Origin of the sequence: Candidatus Enterococcus ikei, assembly GCF_017316105.1 — a bacterium.
Classification (GTDB): Bacteria; Bacillota; Bacilli; order Lactobacillales; family Enterococcaceae; genus Enterococcus_L; species Enterococcus_L ikei.
Window position 1 is genome coordinate 33,370 of the sequence record NZ_JAFLWD010000032.1, and the last position, 14,752, is coordinate 48,121.

11 protein-coding genes are annotated in these 14,752 nt (G+C 37.5%); 1 reads left to right on the forward strand and 10 read right to left on the reverse strand.

What is annotated here, in order from left to right; translation table 11 throughout:
- Window positions 1-12: 12 nt before the first annotated feature.
- The 10 genes from ald to JZO69_RS12190 all read right to left on the reverse strand — a co-directional run bounded on the left by ald (window position 13) and on the right by JZO69_RS12190 (window position 13,728).
- The gene (gene ald / locus JZO69_RS12145; RefSeq protein WP_207113135.1) at window positions 13-1,125 is read right to left on the reverse strand and encodes an alanine dehydrogenase; all 1,113 of its coding nucleotides are present in this window, start codon (window positions 1,123-1,125) and stop codon (window positions 13-15) included.
- 185 nt (window positions 1,126-1,310) lie between these two features.
- The gene (gene lacD / locus JZO69_RS12150) at window positions 1,311-2,300 is read right to left on the reverse strand and encodes a tagatose-bisphosphate aldolase (RefSeq protein ID WP_207113136.1); all 990 of its coding nucleotides are present in this window, start codon (window positions 2,298-2,300) and stop codon (window positions 1,311-1,313) included.
- A 221-nt stretch (window positions 2,301-2,521) separates the two neighbouring features.
- Window positions 2,522-6,487, reverse strand: coding sequence for an endo-alpha-N-acetylgalactosaminidase family protein (locus JZO69_RS12155; protein ID WP_207113137.1), 3,966 nt, complete (start codon window positions 6,485-6,487; stop codon window positions 2,522-2,524).
- Between the two features lie 159 nt (window positions 6,488-6,646).
- Window positions 6,647-7,639 carry a tagatose-bisphosphate aldolase gene (gene lacD, locus JZO69_RS12160; RefSeq protein ID WP_207113138.1) on the reverse strand — a complete coding sequence of 331 codons (993 nt, stop codon included), beginning with the start codon at window positions 7,637-7,639 and terminating at the stop codon, window positions 6,647-6,649.
- Between the two features lie 25 nt (window positions 7,640-7,664).
- Window positions 7,665-8,840: an SIS domain-containing protein gene (locus JZO69_RS12165; protein WP_207113139.1), complete on the reverse strand. Its 1,176-nt coding sequence runs from the start codon at window positions 8,838-8,840 to the stop codon at window positions 7,665-7,667.
- 18 nt (window positions 8,841-8,858) lie between these two features.
- Window positions 8,859-9,260 (reverse strand): PTS sugar transporter subunit IIA, encoded by a 402-nt coding sequence (locus JZO69_RS12170; RefSeq protein ID WP_207113140.1) that lies wholly within the window; start codon window positions 9,258-9,260, stop codon window positions 8,859-8,861.
- A 16-nt stretch (window positions 9,261-9,276) separates the two neighbouring features.
- Window positions 9,277-10,086: a PTS system mannose/fructose/sorbose family transporter subunit IID gene (locus JZO69_RS12175; RefSeq protein WP_207113141.1), complete on the reverse strand. Its 810-nt coding sequence runs from the start codon at window positions 10,084-10,086 to the stop codon at window positions 9,277-9,279.
- On the reverse strand, window positions 10,073-10,960 hold the full coding sequence (locus JZO69_RS12180) for a PTS mannose/fructose/sorbose/N-acetylgalactosamine transporter subunit IIC (RefSeq protein ID WP_207113142.1): 888 nt from the start codon (window positions 10,958-10,960) through the stop codon (window positions 10,073-10,075). Before JZO69_RS12180 ends, JZO69_RS12175 begins: the two co-directional genes overlap by 14 nt.
- Window positions 10,961-11,461: 501 nt before the next feature.
- Window positions 11,462-11,938 (reverse strand): PTS sugar transporter subunit IIB, encoded by a 477-nt coding sequence (locus tag JZO69_RS12185; protein ID WP_207113143.1) that lies wholly within the window; start codon window positions 11,936-11,938, stop codon window positions 11,462-11,464.
- Window positions 11,939-11,946: 8 nt separating this feature from the next.
- A complete protein-coding gene (locus JZO69_RS12190) occupies window positions 11,947-13,728 on the reverse strand; it encodes a glycoside hydrolase family 35 protein (RefSeq protein WP_207113144.1) in 1,782 nt (593 codons plus the stop codon).
- Window positions 13,729-13,959: 231 nt separating this feature from the next.
- Here JZO69_RS12190 and JZO69_RS12195 point away from each other — a divergent pair, with 231 nt between their 5' ends.
- Window positions 13,960-14,667, forward strand: a complete 708-nt coding sequence (locus JZO69_RS12195; protein ID WP_207113145.1) for a GntR family transcriptional regulator — start codon at window positions 13,960-13,962, stop codon at window positions 14,665-14,667.
- The last annotated feature ends 85 nt before the right edge of the window (window positions 14,668-14,752 follow it).

Here is a 14,752-nt window from a genome sequence, read left to right on the forward strand (position 1 = left end):
AATTTTAGCTATTTATAACATAGATTGAACGGAAGAATAAGGTAAATCTAAATCAGTTGCAACCGCATGATTGGTCATCCCGCCATTTAAAGTATTCACACCCGCTAATAATGCTGGATTTTGTTCAACTGCTTGTTCAAAGTCTTTATTTGCTAATTCTACTACATACTGTAATGTCGCATTAGCTAAAGCAAACGTTGCTGTTTGCGGAACAGCTCCTGGCATATTCGCCACAGCATAATGAATCACACCGTGTTTAATATAGGTTGGATGTTGATGAGTAGTCACTTCATCGATGGTTTCAAAAATCCCGCCTTGATCAATGGCAATATCCACGATTACTGAATGTTCCGGCATTGAAGCCACCATTTCTTCTGAGACTAAAACAGGGGCTTTACGCCCAGGGATCAAGACTGCTCCAATCACAAGATCCGCATCTTTCACTGCTTCTTGAATATTGAAATGGTTTGAAACAAGTGTTTTTACAGCGCCATTAAACTGATTATCGATTTCTTGCAGTTTCTTGATATTTACATCTAAAATCGTGACATCTGCACCTAGACCTAGAGTGATTTTAGCCGCATTACAGCCTGAGATTCCACCGCCGATGATCGCTACTTTGCCTTTTTTCACACCTGGAACACCGCCAAGTAAAATCCCTTTTCCTTCTGGAACTTTTTCTAAAAATTGCGCACCGATCTGAGCCGCTAAACGTCCGGCAATTTCACTCATTGGTGCTAACAGAGGTAATTCGCCATTGGCTAATTGAACACTTTCATAAGCAATCGTTTTCGTTTTTTTCTTCATTAATTCTTCAGCTAATGGCTTATTGGCTGCTAAATGAAGATATGTGAATAGCGTCAAATCTTCTCTTAAGTATTGATACTCTTCTTTTAATGGTTCTTTTACTTTTAAAACTAATTCTTGTGCCCAAGCTTCTTGGGCAGTCTTTACAATTGTTGCACCAACGGCAACATATTCTTCATCATGAATCGAAGCACCGAGTCCAGCATTTGTTTCGACAAATACTTCATGACCGTGTTTCACAAGGTCTAAAACCCCAGCAGCTGGTAATGCTACACGATTTTCGCCAATTCTTATTTCTTTTGGAATACCAATTTTCATTGTTCAGGATCCTCTCTTACTCATTGCTTATCTTTTTGAATAATAAGCCACTTACTAGATTATAGTTTAATGAAAGTTTATCCGCAATACATAGAAAAAATATTTATTTTCTCTTTATTTTTTAATTCATAATTTATAAAAAAAGCCTGAAATAAATCGTGACTCGATTTACTCCAGACGTTTTTTTATCCAACCTCAACCTTTGATCGCCAAGAAGTGCCGCAACGTTCAACGATTTCATTCAAAGTTTCTATATTTTCTTTGCCTTGTGTCGCAAACCAATCACGACCAGCAGATTCTCCTTTTGCGGCAAATGGTTTAACTCCTTCACGCCAAGTCGCACGTCCGCACAAGACACCGCTAAACTTAGAACCAGCTTCTTTAGCAAACTCTAATGTTTCTTGGAATAATTTCGTTGAAACTCCGGCACTAAGAAAAATAAACGGCAATTCGGTCAACTCGCTTTGTTTTTTGAAATAGTCTAAGGCTTCTTTTCTACTATAAACCACTTCATTCTCAGCAAAACCTTCCACATAATTCATATTAACTGGCACTTCCATTTTTAACACATCAATATGATAGTGGGGTTTAGAAAATTCGATCATTGATTCTAAGACCTTATGTGGTTTGACTCTAGCAAATGCGGCTGAACCAGCATCTGTGATTTCAGTATCATAGGTGACGATCTCAACAAAAAGTGGAATATCTTCACCTAAGCACTCGCTGCCCAATCGTTCAACAAAGACATGTTTTAAATGATTGATTGCAGTAGGTTCATCCGGATCATAATATAGTAAAAACTTGATTGCATCTGCTCCGGCTTCTTTCAAACGTGATACTGACCAGTCTTCTAATAAATCTGGCATTCTACCGGGTGTTGATGCATCGTAACCCGTTTTTTCATAAGCTAACAATAATCCGCAGTTTTTATCCCGAACTTTTGTCGCAGGTAACCCGTATTCTGGATCAAGTAAAATCGCGGAAGCATAGGGTGTTAGTTCTTGTGAAGCAACTTTTTTAAAGTCGATGATTTCTTCTCCATTTGTCACTGTACTAGCATCAGCAATCATTTTTTTCAATGACCCTCGTTGATCGATCGCCAAGGCTTCGATCAAGCCTTTTTCATTGGACAAACGGTTTAGTGCATCCATTTTTGCTTGACTGATTTTTATCATTTTTTAACGACTCCTTTACTTAATTTGTGGAAACTCTCTCTTACTTTTGAGTATACTCGCTGGTATTTATAAAGACAAAGAAGAGCCCTCATACTATCTGCTCAGAGAAAAAAGTGAGTGGAACATAACTCTTTGAGTCACGTCCCACTCACTTGGAATCCGAATAAATGGTGGGAGCAGAAACAACTCCGTCCCAACCTCCTTTAAAAAATCAAAGGATATTATTTTGTAGATTTGACAGTTACTGTGAAATTATCAATAACTAAGTCATAAGCTCCACCTGTTGTATAAATACCGAATGTTGTATTTCCTGAAGCATCACCAACAATTTCTGCTTGATATTTTTTGGTTTTTCCATCTACTGAAGTTGATAAGATTTCGCCTACTTTCTTCAAGTCTGTGAGTGTTTTAAATTCACCCGTCACAGAGCCAGCAGAAAAAACATTTTGTCCATCCGTTTGATAATCAAAGCTGACTGTATATTTTTTCCCTGCTTCAAATAATATATTTTGCGGCGTCGTTTGTAGCATTAATCCTGCGCCTTGTTTATGCGCTTTTAGCGACCAATTGCCTGTTAAGGCATCTGATACTTTATTGCCATTCCAACCATATTGGGTATAGGGTTCATTTTTTTCTGATAGGTGAATTCGTGGATCTTCCACTCCACCAGCTTGCCCTTTCACAAATGGGAACAAACCTATTGCCTGAGTATCTTCAAAATCTTGTTTAACAATCGTTTCATTTGTTATATTGCTCACGTCTGTTTGGCGTTCAACGATTCGAATATCATCAAATTTAGTGACATTACTGCCAACTTCTGCTGCTAAAGTAAGTGTCGCTTTTTTCGCATTCTCTGGAACCACGAAATCTACTCTAGCATTTTGCATGTATTGAGGATATTTACTGCTGGTGTGATTAATATCGGCTTGAATATAATTTTGAACGACAGAATTTTTATATTCTTTAGTATATTTCTTCCCATCGATATCCACAGTTATACTTGCTTTTCGATTGTGAGTTTCAGTATTTACATAAATACTGTATTTCCCTGCTTTTGGTACTGTTAATGCTTGCTGGATATTCATTGCAGCTTTTCCAGCATTCAGAACATAATCGCCATTTGGATCTTTAATAACTGTTGCATCGCCTTGGATGACTCGCCAGTTTTTAGCTAAGGTATCCTGTTCATTAAAGCCTGGATCTTTTACTAGTGTCCCTGTTCCAAATTTTAGCGGTTCTTTTGTCGTAGGTTCAGCAATAATATAAGGCGTTTTAGCTTCTGCTTGAATTGTTACCTGATTTCCTGATCTAACAGCTAGCCCTTTATCTTTTCTACCTTGATCGCTCAATTCATATAAATGTAAGTTCGTTTTCCCTTGAAGTTTTTCTGGAATTGTCCAAGTGGTTGAGCCGCCAGTTTCATTCCAATGATAGAGCTTATCTTCACCATTGACTGTCCACGGGATTAGATAAGTATTCCCTTTTAATACTTCGATGTTATTTAGCATCACACGTCTTTGATCATTGGCATCTTTTTGTGTCACAACTACCTTGTCAGCCGCATTTGCTAATTTGATCGTACCGTAAATTTGACCACTTGTAGCGGTTGTCGTATCCCAATTTGTGATTTGGTAATGTTGCAAGAATTTTGTGGGAACATTGATTGCAAATGTTTTTTCTTTATACGTATTAAAATTCGTTTTGCCAACCCAACCTTCATGGGCTTCAAATTCTGCTCCGCCTAACAATGGATTATCAGAAATGATCCAGGTATCTTTTTGATGATTGCGGATAAAACGTACAATATTACTGTTAAATCCTTTCATTGAAGTTCCACCGTAAGCTTTTTCAGCTGACCAATGATTCCAAATTGAGTTATATTCTAAGGCATTTGGAAATTCATTGGCCGTGATCCAACCAAGTCCATTGATTTCTTTGCTTAGCTGACGACTTAACCAGCCTGCTTCGCCTTGATTGCCCCAGACATCAACATAAATATAATCTAAGTTTGGCACGTTGGTCTTCAACTCTTTAAAACGATTTAATCGGTTACCGCTAATCGTATCTGGTCGTTGCTTGATGAAATATGATGGGTCAAGCCAATCCCACCCTCGTTTGGTCGGATCGATCAATTCTTCATTAAATGATTTCGCTTCTGGATAAGATTCAGTATCATTGACATGAACACCAAAGATAGCATTCAGCTTATGACCATCGTCGATCAATTGGTTCATATCTTTAGCTCCGCCTTGACGTTTACCAACATCACCATAATCTGGATGAGCTGAGTCATGCCCTTCGTTTTGATAACCTTTTAATAAGTTCATTTGTCCTAAGCCATCGGTCAGATTATAAATTCGTTTTGTTTCGTCAAGTGTCACTGAAAATGGGTTTGTCGCCTGACTTGCAAAGTTAAATGGAATGCGTTGGTTGACCAACTCAGGTACTTTTTCAGCCCCCACTGGATTATTCATGATTGCGCGATAATTGATTGCTGCATCTTGCCAATCCACTTTGCCATCACCATTTAAGTCTTTAGCAAACTTGATTTTCACTTCAGGAATTTCCCCCGTTAGGTATGTGTTTGGCGCATCAAATGGGCGATAGGTCCAAGAGCCACTCCATAATGATGTAACATAGCCGCCGCTCGTTTCTTTTGTTTGTTTGTAAATACGATTATTATCGCTATTATCAACGGCACCGTCACCATATGCGTTAGTCCAGAAACTAGCTGCATAATCATTCGTATTTAAAAATCCGTACATATATTGCTTTGTTCCAACTTCATTTGAAGTGACTAAATTCTGGAAAGTATCTCCATTTTTATTACTATTATTCGCATTCGTCCCCGTGTTCATGACTACACCGGAGAATGCGGCACCTGCATCGGTACTGTTTACAGAAAGCAAGCCTTGGTTTGCAATAGCAAGTGTATGGATTTTTGTTGTTCCTTCTTTGATATCCGTTATTTTCATTGCAACTTCTTGACCATCAGCAACAGTAAAACTAACTTTAAAACTCAACCCAATCGCCGGAACTGTTACTTGATAAATCGCATTGTTTTTAGTCATCGACTCTTTCACGGCAGTTGCTTCATACGGTTTTCCATCAACCAGCACTTGGCTGATTTTTTCTTGCTGTCCTTTAAAAATGATTTTGTTATCAGCGGGATTTTCATAACGAATCACCCTTGGAAACGTCGGATCTAAAACAGCGGTAATATCTGTTGATGAAATTTTATCTCCTGCTTCAACACTACCATCAGCAATGACCGTTACTGTAGCTTTCGCTTTTAGCGCTGTTCCTGCAACAGTTCCCGCTACATCAAAACTACCAACTTTTTGATAAGCTTCTGGGGCAATAGCGTCCCAAGTAACAGACTCTTCTTTTTGATTCCCAGTATTGTATGTTGCTTTCACTGTTGCAGGTAACACAGGTGCTGTGCCTACTTTCGTAAAGAGTTTAACAGGTGTCAATTCGATGATTTCCGGCACTAGCTCAGGAATCGTTCCACTGTCTCCGTTTTTAAAATAGTTATAACTTACTGTTTTTTGATCATACCATGTTCTAAAACCAACGCGTCCTGCAGCTGTTGGAATTTTAGTGCCGTTAGCTAATACTGGTTCCCCATCATAAAATTGAGTGCCATTTAACCAAATAGTGATCTTCGTTCCAACATAACGAACTTTTAAAACATACATAGTGTCTGGCACTAAGGTAGGACCAGAAATCCCATCGTTCCAAGAAGTTGGACTTTCAACGATCCATTTGCCATTTACATTAAATCCGACAAAAACCCAACTATCTTTTGAAGCGCCTCTGACGATTATCCCCGTCCGACCTTCTCCACCACTAAATTTGAACGAGGTTTCTATTTCTCCATCAGCTTTTACAGGCGAGTCTAAATTGACTGATACTGCGTTATTTCCTGCAGTAGTTTTTCGAGAAATATCAAGTGCATTATTTTTTAATGTTCTATTAGTACCGCCAACTAAGTCTTGCCAATTGCCTAACTGTCCACTTTGAAAATTCGTTTGCCAATAATTTGCCACAGCTGTCGGTTCAGTTGCGATCTGAGTTTGATTTTGACTACTGTTCTCATCTGCCAAAACATTGTTTGCTCCAAGCAAAGCTCCACAGGTCATTAATGCTAAGATACTAATAGATGTCATACACTTTTTTTTCATTCCGTTGTCACTCTCCCTCTTTGAATACATTATCATTTCAATTAATCAAATTCCTTTGCAACAGCCTTTATTCATAAAAATCCAGAAGGAGGTTAGGAAAATTAGTTTAGCCTCATTCTGGATTTTTTGACACACTTGATTTCACTTACAGCAACTCATCTACTCTATTACCTCTACCTTATCATGCCAAGAACTTGCTGTACGCTCGACTACTTCGTTCAGTTGTTGAATATGTTCTTTTCCTTCTGTACGTAACCAGTTGTGCCCAGCTTCTTCTCCATTTTCAACAAACGGAGCAACGCCATCTTTCCATGTTGCACGACCACAAAGCACACCATTAAAGGTAGATCCTGCTTCTTTAGCAAACGCCAAGGTATCTTGGAACATTTGAGCAGAAACGCCCGCACTTAGAAAAATAAATGGCAAGTGTGTGGCTTCACTTTGTTGCTTGAAATACGCCAAAGCTTCTGCCCGAGAATAAACTGCTTTCTCCGCACCGATTCCTTCAACATAATTCATATTTACTGGAACTTCTACTTTTAATACATCGACTTTATATTGTGGTTTTGAAAATTCTTTCATCATCTCGATCACTTTACGCGGCTTGATTTTAGCATACTCACTAGAAGATACATCCGTAATTTTGGCATCATAAGAAACTAATTCTAAATAAAACGGAATATCCTCACCCAAGCATTCACTGCCTAAACGCTCGATAAACACATGCTTTAGATGATTGATTTCTTGAGGCTCATCTACATCATAATAAAGTAAAAATTTAACAGCATCTGCACCTTTTTCACGTAAACGTATAACAGACCAATCTTCTAATAAATCTGGTAAACGTCCTGGTGTGGAAGCATCGTAACCTGTTTTTTCATAAGCCAATAACAGGCCTGCTTCTTGATCTCTGGATTCGGCAGCTGGTATTCCGTATTCTGGATCTAATAGAATCGCAGAAGCAAACGGCGTTAACTCCTTGGAAACCATTGTTTTAAAATCAATGATATGCTGATCAGTCGGTTCTTCATCCAATGCTTTGATCATTTTCTTCAAAGCGCCACGCTGATCAATTGCCAAAGCTTCAATAATGCCATTTTTTGTTGATAAACGATCCATCGCTGCTTTTTTGGCAGCTGTAATTTTTAACATTGCTTTCTCCTCGATTTTTTGAATTTTAATTGTGATACTCGTAAATGTTGACTCCCTTAACCACACGATTGACTGTGCCGGAAGCAGATGGCGTATCTGGTGTATTTTCAACATTTAAAGAGCTATGAAGTGCTATAGTTTGAGCAAATAACACGTAAGGCAAGACCAGATAAGCTTCTGGTAATTCTCCACCGACCTTATAGGTGAACCGTTGACCAGAGAAATTTTCTTTCCCTTCTACATCCAACGTCACAATCTCCGCTGCAATATTGTCTGCTTTGATTTCTTCTGCAATATCTAGATCGTATTTTCTAGTGTAGGAATCATTGCTGACAAAGACGAAAACCAGTGTCTTTTCATTGATGAAGGATTTTGGTCCATGCCTGAAGCCAACAGACGAATCAAAAATAGTCGTAATTTTTCCAGCTGTTAGTTCTAGAACTTTCAATTGTGCCTCTCTCGTTAAACCAGCCAAACTGCCTGAACCTAAATAAGCAATTCGATCAAATGAGCCTGATAGCACATGTTCAATTTCAGACTCTCTTGTGATGACTTCTTCGCCCATTTTGATGGTCTGTTGCACAAATAACTCTTTTTCCTTCATACTACTTGTATCAAAAATCAGTAAGGCACTTAACAGCATACAGGTGAAACTTCCTGTCATAGCGAAGCCTAAATCATTGGATTTTTCAGGCATAAGCAATAATAAATGATTCTCGTCACCTGCTGCTTCTTGGGCAAGCTGACCATCTTTAGCACATGTAATAGTCATTTGATAGAGATTTTTGACTAGCTGCTTAGCTAATTTCACAGTAGCTACCGATTCTGGAGAATTGCCGCTACGAGCAAATGAGACCAAAATCGTCGGCTGATCTTCTTGTAAATAATCACGAGGATTAGAGACAATATTTGTTGTTGGAATACTTTCAAAAATAAAATTTTCTCGGTTTCCTTTGTTGCTCAAGTATGGTGTAATTGAATCACCAACATAGGCTGAGGTTCCTGCACCAGTAAAAATCACACGAATTTTTTTGCCATTTTCTGCTACTATTACAGTGATAAATTGGTCGATTTTTTCCTGCTGATCTTTATAATTATCAAAGGCTTCTTGCCATAAAATCGGTTGTTGTTTTATTTCTTGCGTTGTAATCCCTGCTCCAATTTTTTCAAGATTCTCTTGTGTTTCTTTAAATAATTCCATTTGACTTCATACTCCTATCTATTCATCTTCTTCATCAAATGCAGCTACCAGTAAGTCATTGACATTGACTGTACTTTCTTTCGCCTCCGTCACAAAATCACCTTGAACTCCTAATAAGTTTGCATTGACAAAACTGATGACCATCGGCAGATTCATTCCTGCGTATAATTCAAATGTTTCTCCAGCCATTATTTTTTTCGATAAGATATTGCAAGGCGTCCCACCTAACAAATCTGAGAAAACTATAAAATCATCTAATGACTGTGTAATTGCTTCAAATTTTGCTACAAACTCTTTTTCACCTTCTTCAGGTAATAAGGGTACGGTATAAATATTGTCTTGTGCCCCCATGATCATCTCAGAACTGTTTTTTAATTCTGTACAAAAATTGCCATGACTCACCAACACTAAATTAGTCAAACCAAGTTCCTCCCAACTATTTTGAAATCACACCTAAAGCTGATAACGCTACTGAAACGATCAATACGATAAAAATGGCTCTAGTTGATGTGATATTTTTCTTTCCAAGTAACCAATACACCCCACCAACAATTGCAGCTGGTAATAAACGAGGCATGATCATATCCACATTATTTTGAACATTGATGGTTAAATCTCCAATTGAAGGTGCCCAAGCAAAATGTACATTGATCATGGTTGCAACTAAAGCTCCAACCATGAAAACACCCATCAAGGTTGCCGCATTCGTCATTGCGGTAAGTCTACTTTGCATGGTTGTTACTAAAGAAATCCCTTCTTTATAAGCAAATTCCAATTGTTTCCAACGAAAGATCATAATAGCAATTTGTGCCGCCATCCAAATAAACGCACCAATCGGATTACCATTTACGGCCATGTTCGCTGCCAGCGCTCCAAAAATTGTTGGCACTAAAGCCCCAAAAATCGAATCACCAATTGCAGCAAACGGTCCCATCAACCCAACTTTGATCCCAGCAACTGAATCCTTTGCAGAAATCCCTTCTTTTTCTTCAATCGCTAAGTCAATTCCTGTAATGATCGTATTTAAGAAATTACTTGTGTTGAAAAATTGTGCATGAGTTTTCATCATTTCTTTTAGTTCAGGCGTATCATCGCCATACATTTTTCTTAACTGGGGTAAAATCGTATACAAGTACCCTGAGCCTTGCATCCGTTCATAGTTCCAACCTAATTGAAAGGTGAATAAACTTCTCTTATTGATTTGGTTAAAATCTTTTTTAGTTAATTTATAGTTAGATTTCGTCATCTTCGATCTCTCCTTCATTTGTTTCTTGTGAATGATCTTTTACAACAACAGGATGCGCAACTGATTTTTTATACTCGTTTAAAGCCAAAGCAAACCCGATCAACGCAATCGCAAGCATTGGTAAATTAGTAAACATTGGCGCAAAATCTTTTGCGACACCTGCAACTGCTCCACCTAATAGTTGAATATTGCCAAATACAGTGGTTAAAAGTGCTGTGAGTACAAAACCTAAAATCAAATAAGATAAATGTTTTTTGACTGGTAAGTATCTTAATAAAATTGCAAAACCGACAGCAGGTAAAACAGCCCCTGCAACTGATAATCCGTCACCTAACCATTTAAGATCTGTATTCAAATAACCTACAACGTTGTCCACGAAACCGCCACCAAAACTAAGAGCAAAGAAGACTGGCAACGCTCTTGAAAGCGCCCATGGCACCGCTCCTAATAAGAAATTCCGTTCAATTCCTTTATAGTTCATTGCTTCAATATTGCTATCTATTCTGTGAGCAAAAAATGTATTAGTAAAACGACCAAGAATATCCATTTGAATCATTAAACTAGCTACTGGCACCGCAATCGCAGCAATCGCCTGTTCTGGATTCATCCCCAAACCTACTGAAAAAGCAGTCGCTAAAACGGTTCCTGAATTCGCATCAATTCTGGAAGCGCCGCCAAAAGTACCCACTCCTAAAATAGTCAATTGCATACTTCCACCAATAATCAACCCTGCTGTTACATCTCCCATAATCAAACCTGTCACTAACCCAGCAAAAACCGGTTGACTAAACGCTGAATAAATCTGTAATTCATCCAAAATTTGATACCCTGCATAAAGCGTTAATAATAAAATTTGCCACCATTGAATTGCCATTGATATTCCTCCTAATTTAAAAGTGTAACGGGCTCATTTAGCTCTGACAGAAAAATAGGAAAAATTGATTGAGACGCTTTTTGTCTCACTCCATTTTTATCTTTTTTCCGAAGAGCTAGCCCGTGAAGCTAGATAATTTAAAAGTGTAACGGGCTCGTTCAGGCTCGACTGGAAAATAGGAAAAATTGATTGAGACGCTTTTTTGTCTCACTCCATTTTTATCTTTTTTCCGAAGAGCTAGCCCGTGAAGCTAGATAATTTAAAAGTATAACGGGCTCGTTCAGGCTCGACTGGAAAATAGGAAAAAAGAACTGAGGTGCTTTTTGCCTCATTTATTTTTTATCTTTTTCCCGAGAGACTAGCCCGTGGAACTAGATAACATTAAAAGCTGCACAAGCTCGTCCAGCCTTGACTGAAAAATAGGAAAAAATGACTAAGACGCTTTTTGTCTCATTCAGGTTTTATCTTTTTCCCGAGAGGCTGGCCCGTAATGCTAAAGGTTTATTTCAACAAACTCATAAAATCTTCTGATTTATCACTTGGAACCATTTGAGACACAAGTTTCACACCTGCAGCAGCAATTTTTTTGAAATCTTCAATATCGCTATCTAACACATTGATTGACTTAGTGATTGATTTTGAATGCTCACTCTGAGACATATTGCCAACATTTATTTCTTTGATCGGCACGCCTAATTCAATTAGTTTTAGTAACCGATCTGGTTTTCTAGCGATGATTAATAGCCTTTGTGAATCATACTTTCCAGCTAAAATATTAGCAGCCGATTTTTCAATCGGTAAAACACTTAACTTCACACCAGCTGGCGTTGCTAATTTTAATCCACTTTTTTCGATCGCATTTTCTGACACTTCATCGTCGACAACCATAATACGGCTAATATCTAATTTAGTTGTCCAAAGATTAGCTACCTGACCATGAATCAATCTTCCATCAATTCTTACTGCAATAATACTCATCTTCTCCACTACCCTTCCTGTGACTTTTTGTATTTTGGCTTTGGTTCCATCGCAATGTTTTCTGACCACTCTCCTTCGGTTTCAAAGATAACGATTTCATTTATTCCTTTTTTCAAAACAGCTGCTGGTACATACAACGAGAGTGTCGGCCCGCAATTCCAGAATCTACCTAAGTTAAAACCATTAACAAGTACCACTCCTTTACCAAATTTTTGTAAATCAATATACGTATCTCCGGGCTTTTCCACAGCAAGTTCATACTGATAAAATGCTGGTGTACCTTCGATCCAAGGTTGTTTATAATCAATACCGTCAAGCTTCGAAAAATCTAGACTGTACTGATCCCACTCACAAATGAAATGCAAATCTGACATAACTCCACTACGGATCCCTTTACGTTGCGTATCTGCTAATAATTTATGTCCATAATTCACACGTCCCATATTTTCAACTAAAATATCCAGTTGATTTTGTTCTTTATTAGGTGTGCAAAAAATCTTCTCTCCGATTTCATCGCGATATTGTGTAGTAATTTTTTCTTGATTTAAAAAGAAATGAACTCGATCACTTGCATCAATCACTCGATAAAACTCTTCATCGGAGCGCTTAGGTACCTTTGTTTGATAAAGTGTGTACCCGTAATTTTGATTTAGTTTTTCCATATTTTCAGGGTACTTGCTTGAATGATGCTGTGAGATCATTTCTACTATAGAGAATAAACTAACCTTTGCTTTTAGTTCAGCTACAGCAGGTTCTAATGCTGTTTTCTTAAGGGGTTCTGATTGTTCTATTTCAGGAAACAATTCATGAACTTCTCTTTGGACCGAGAAAAACTTTTCAGTTGGATTTCCTTGTTCATCCAGCAATGCATCATAATCATACGATGTTACCTGAGGTAGGTCTTTACGACCTCTTGCAGAACAACCATTCATAAACCCAAAATTCGTTCCACCATGAAACATGTATAAGTTGATACTACCTAGTTTTAACACCTCACCTACAGCTTCTGCTAATTCCTCTGGATCACGTCTGATGATTTCCTCTCCCCACCGGTTGAACCAACCATCCCAAAATTCCATACACATTAACGGCCACTTTTTCCTATGACGTTTGTGTAAATTACTTAATTGTGCAAAGTTCTCATTAGCTTTTGATCCAAAATTCCCAGTACTTAAAATATTTTTGTCCAAAAGCATTCCAGCAGTCTGTGCTTCATCCCAAGCACCATCTGAGGTAAATAACGGAACTGTCACTCGATTTTCTAGCATTAACTCGTAAAGCGCCAATAAATACTCTTTATCCTCACCATACGATCCATATTCATTTTCCAACTGCATCATGATGACAGGTCCACCTTGAGTCACTTGCAGTGGACTGATTTGCTTAAATAGTTCTTTATAATAATTAGCTACTTTTTTTATAAACATCGGGTCAGAAGATCGAATTCGCATTTCACGATAATTCAATAACCACGCTGGCAATCCCCCAAATTCCCACTCTGCACAGATATAAGGTGATGGACGCAAAATAACGAATAATCCTAAATCTTCTGCTAATCGTACAAATTTTTGAATATCTAATTGTTCTTTAAAATCAAATTTTCCTTCCTCTTGCTCATGTAAATTCCAAGGAATGTATGTTTCCACTGTGTTAAAACCTAAAGCTTTTAGGTTATACAACGAATGATACCAAGCTTCTGGTCTAATTCTAAAATAATGAATGGCACCAGACATGATCTTAAATGGTTGCCCATCCAGTAAAAAATCCTCTTTCACTTCAAATGTATGCATTTTCACCTCTCCTTTAAAGCGCTTCCAGTTAATATATTAACATATTAACTTCTTTACTTAGTATTTGTCAATAAATATCTTTTTATTTTATTTATTTAATTTTAAAACGAGTCTCCAGAATGAAGCGGCGTAAGTGATTAATCAGTTTTTTCCTCTAGTAACGTTAAAAATCATGGCTATTTCTTCTCTTTTAACTTATTATATTAAGTAAGATGAATATGGAGGTGCACGATGAAAATCCCAAAGTATCAACAAATCAAAAACGACTTACTAAATAAAATAAAATCTGGCGAATTTGAGCATGGCGATCGTTTTTATAGTGAAAATGAGTTAATTAAATTATATAATGCTAGCTCGATCACAGTTATTAGAGCGATTCAGGAATTAGCATCAGAAGGTTATCTAGTACGTTATCAAGGAAAAGGAACTTATGTTTCTCGCTCTAGAAAAAGAAAATTAGTCGAATTTACAGATATTGAAATTTTTGCTGGTAAAACAGAAACCGTTCAGGTCCTTAGCATCACAGAGGAATCTGAACCAAGAATACTTGCCGAATTAAACTTAGCTCCTGATCAAACCTACAGACGAATCACTCGGATTCGTAAAGTGGATGATGTTTCTTTTATTTTGCATTTTACCTATTTGCCGAATCGATTTATTAATCCTGATATTCAAGACTTGAGCTACTACGATTCTATCTATGAACGCTTTAAAACAGAATTTGGGATTCATATGTATGACGAACACGCAACTGAAACAAATGAAATTTTATTTCCTACACCCAAAAATGTTATGGACCTTTTAGCTATTTCAGAGACTGAACCAATCGTTTTCCAGAAAAAAAAGACTACGTTGCAAGATGGAACCATTGCAGAATATGTTGAAAGTTATAAAAAATGGGACTATTACAAAATAGAGTTTTCAACGTTTAAGATGTAATGAGGGAATGCACACGGATAAAAGAGTAGAACACGTTTTCTATTTTTTTATGTGGTATTTCTAAAGTAAAAATGAAACCGCTTAA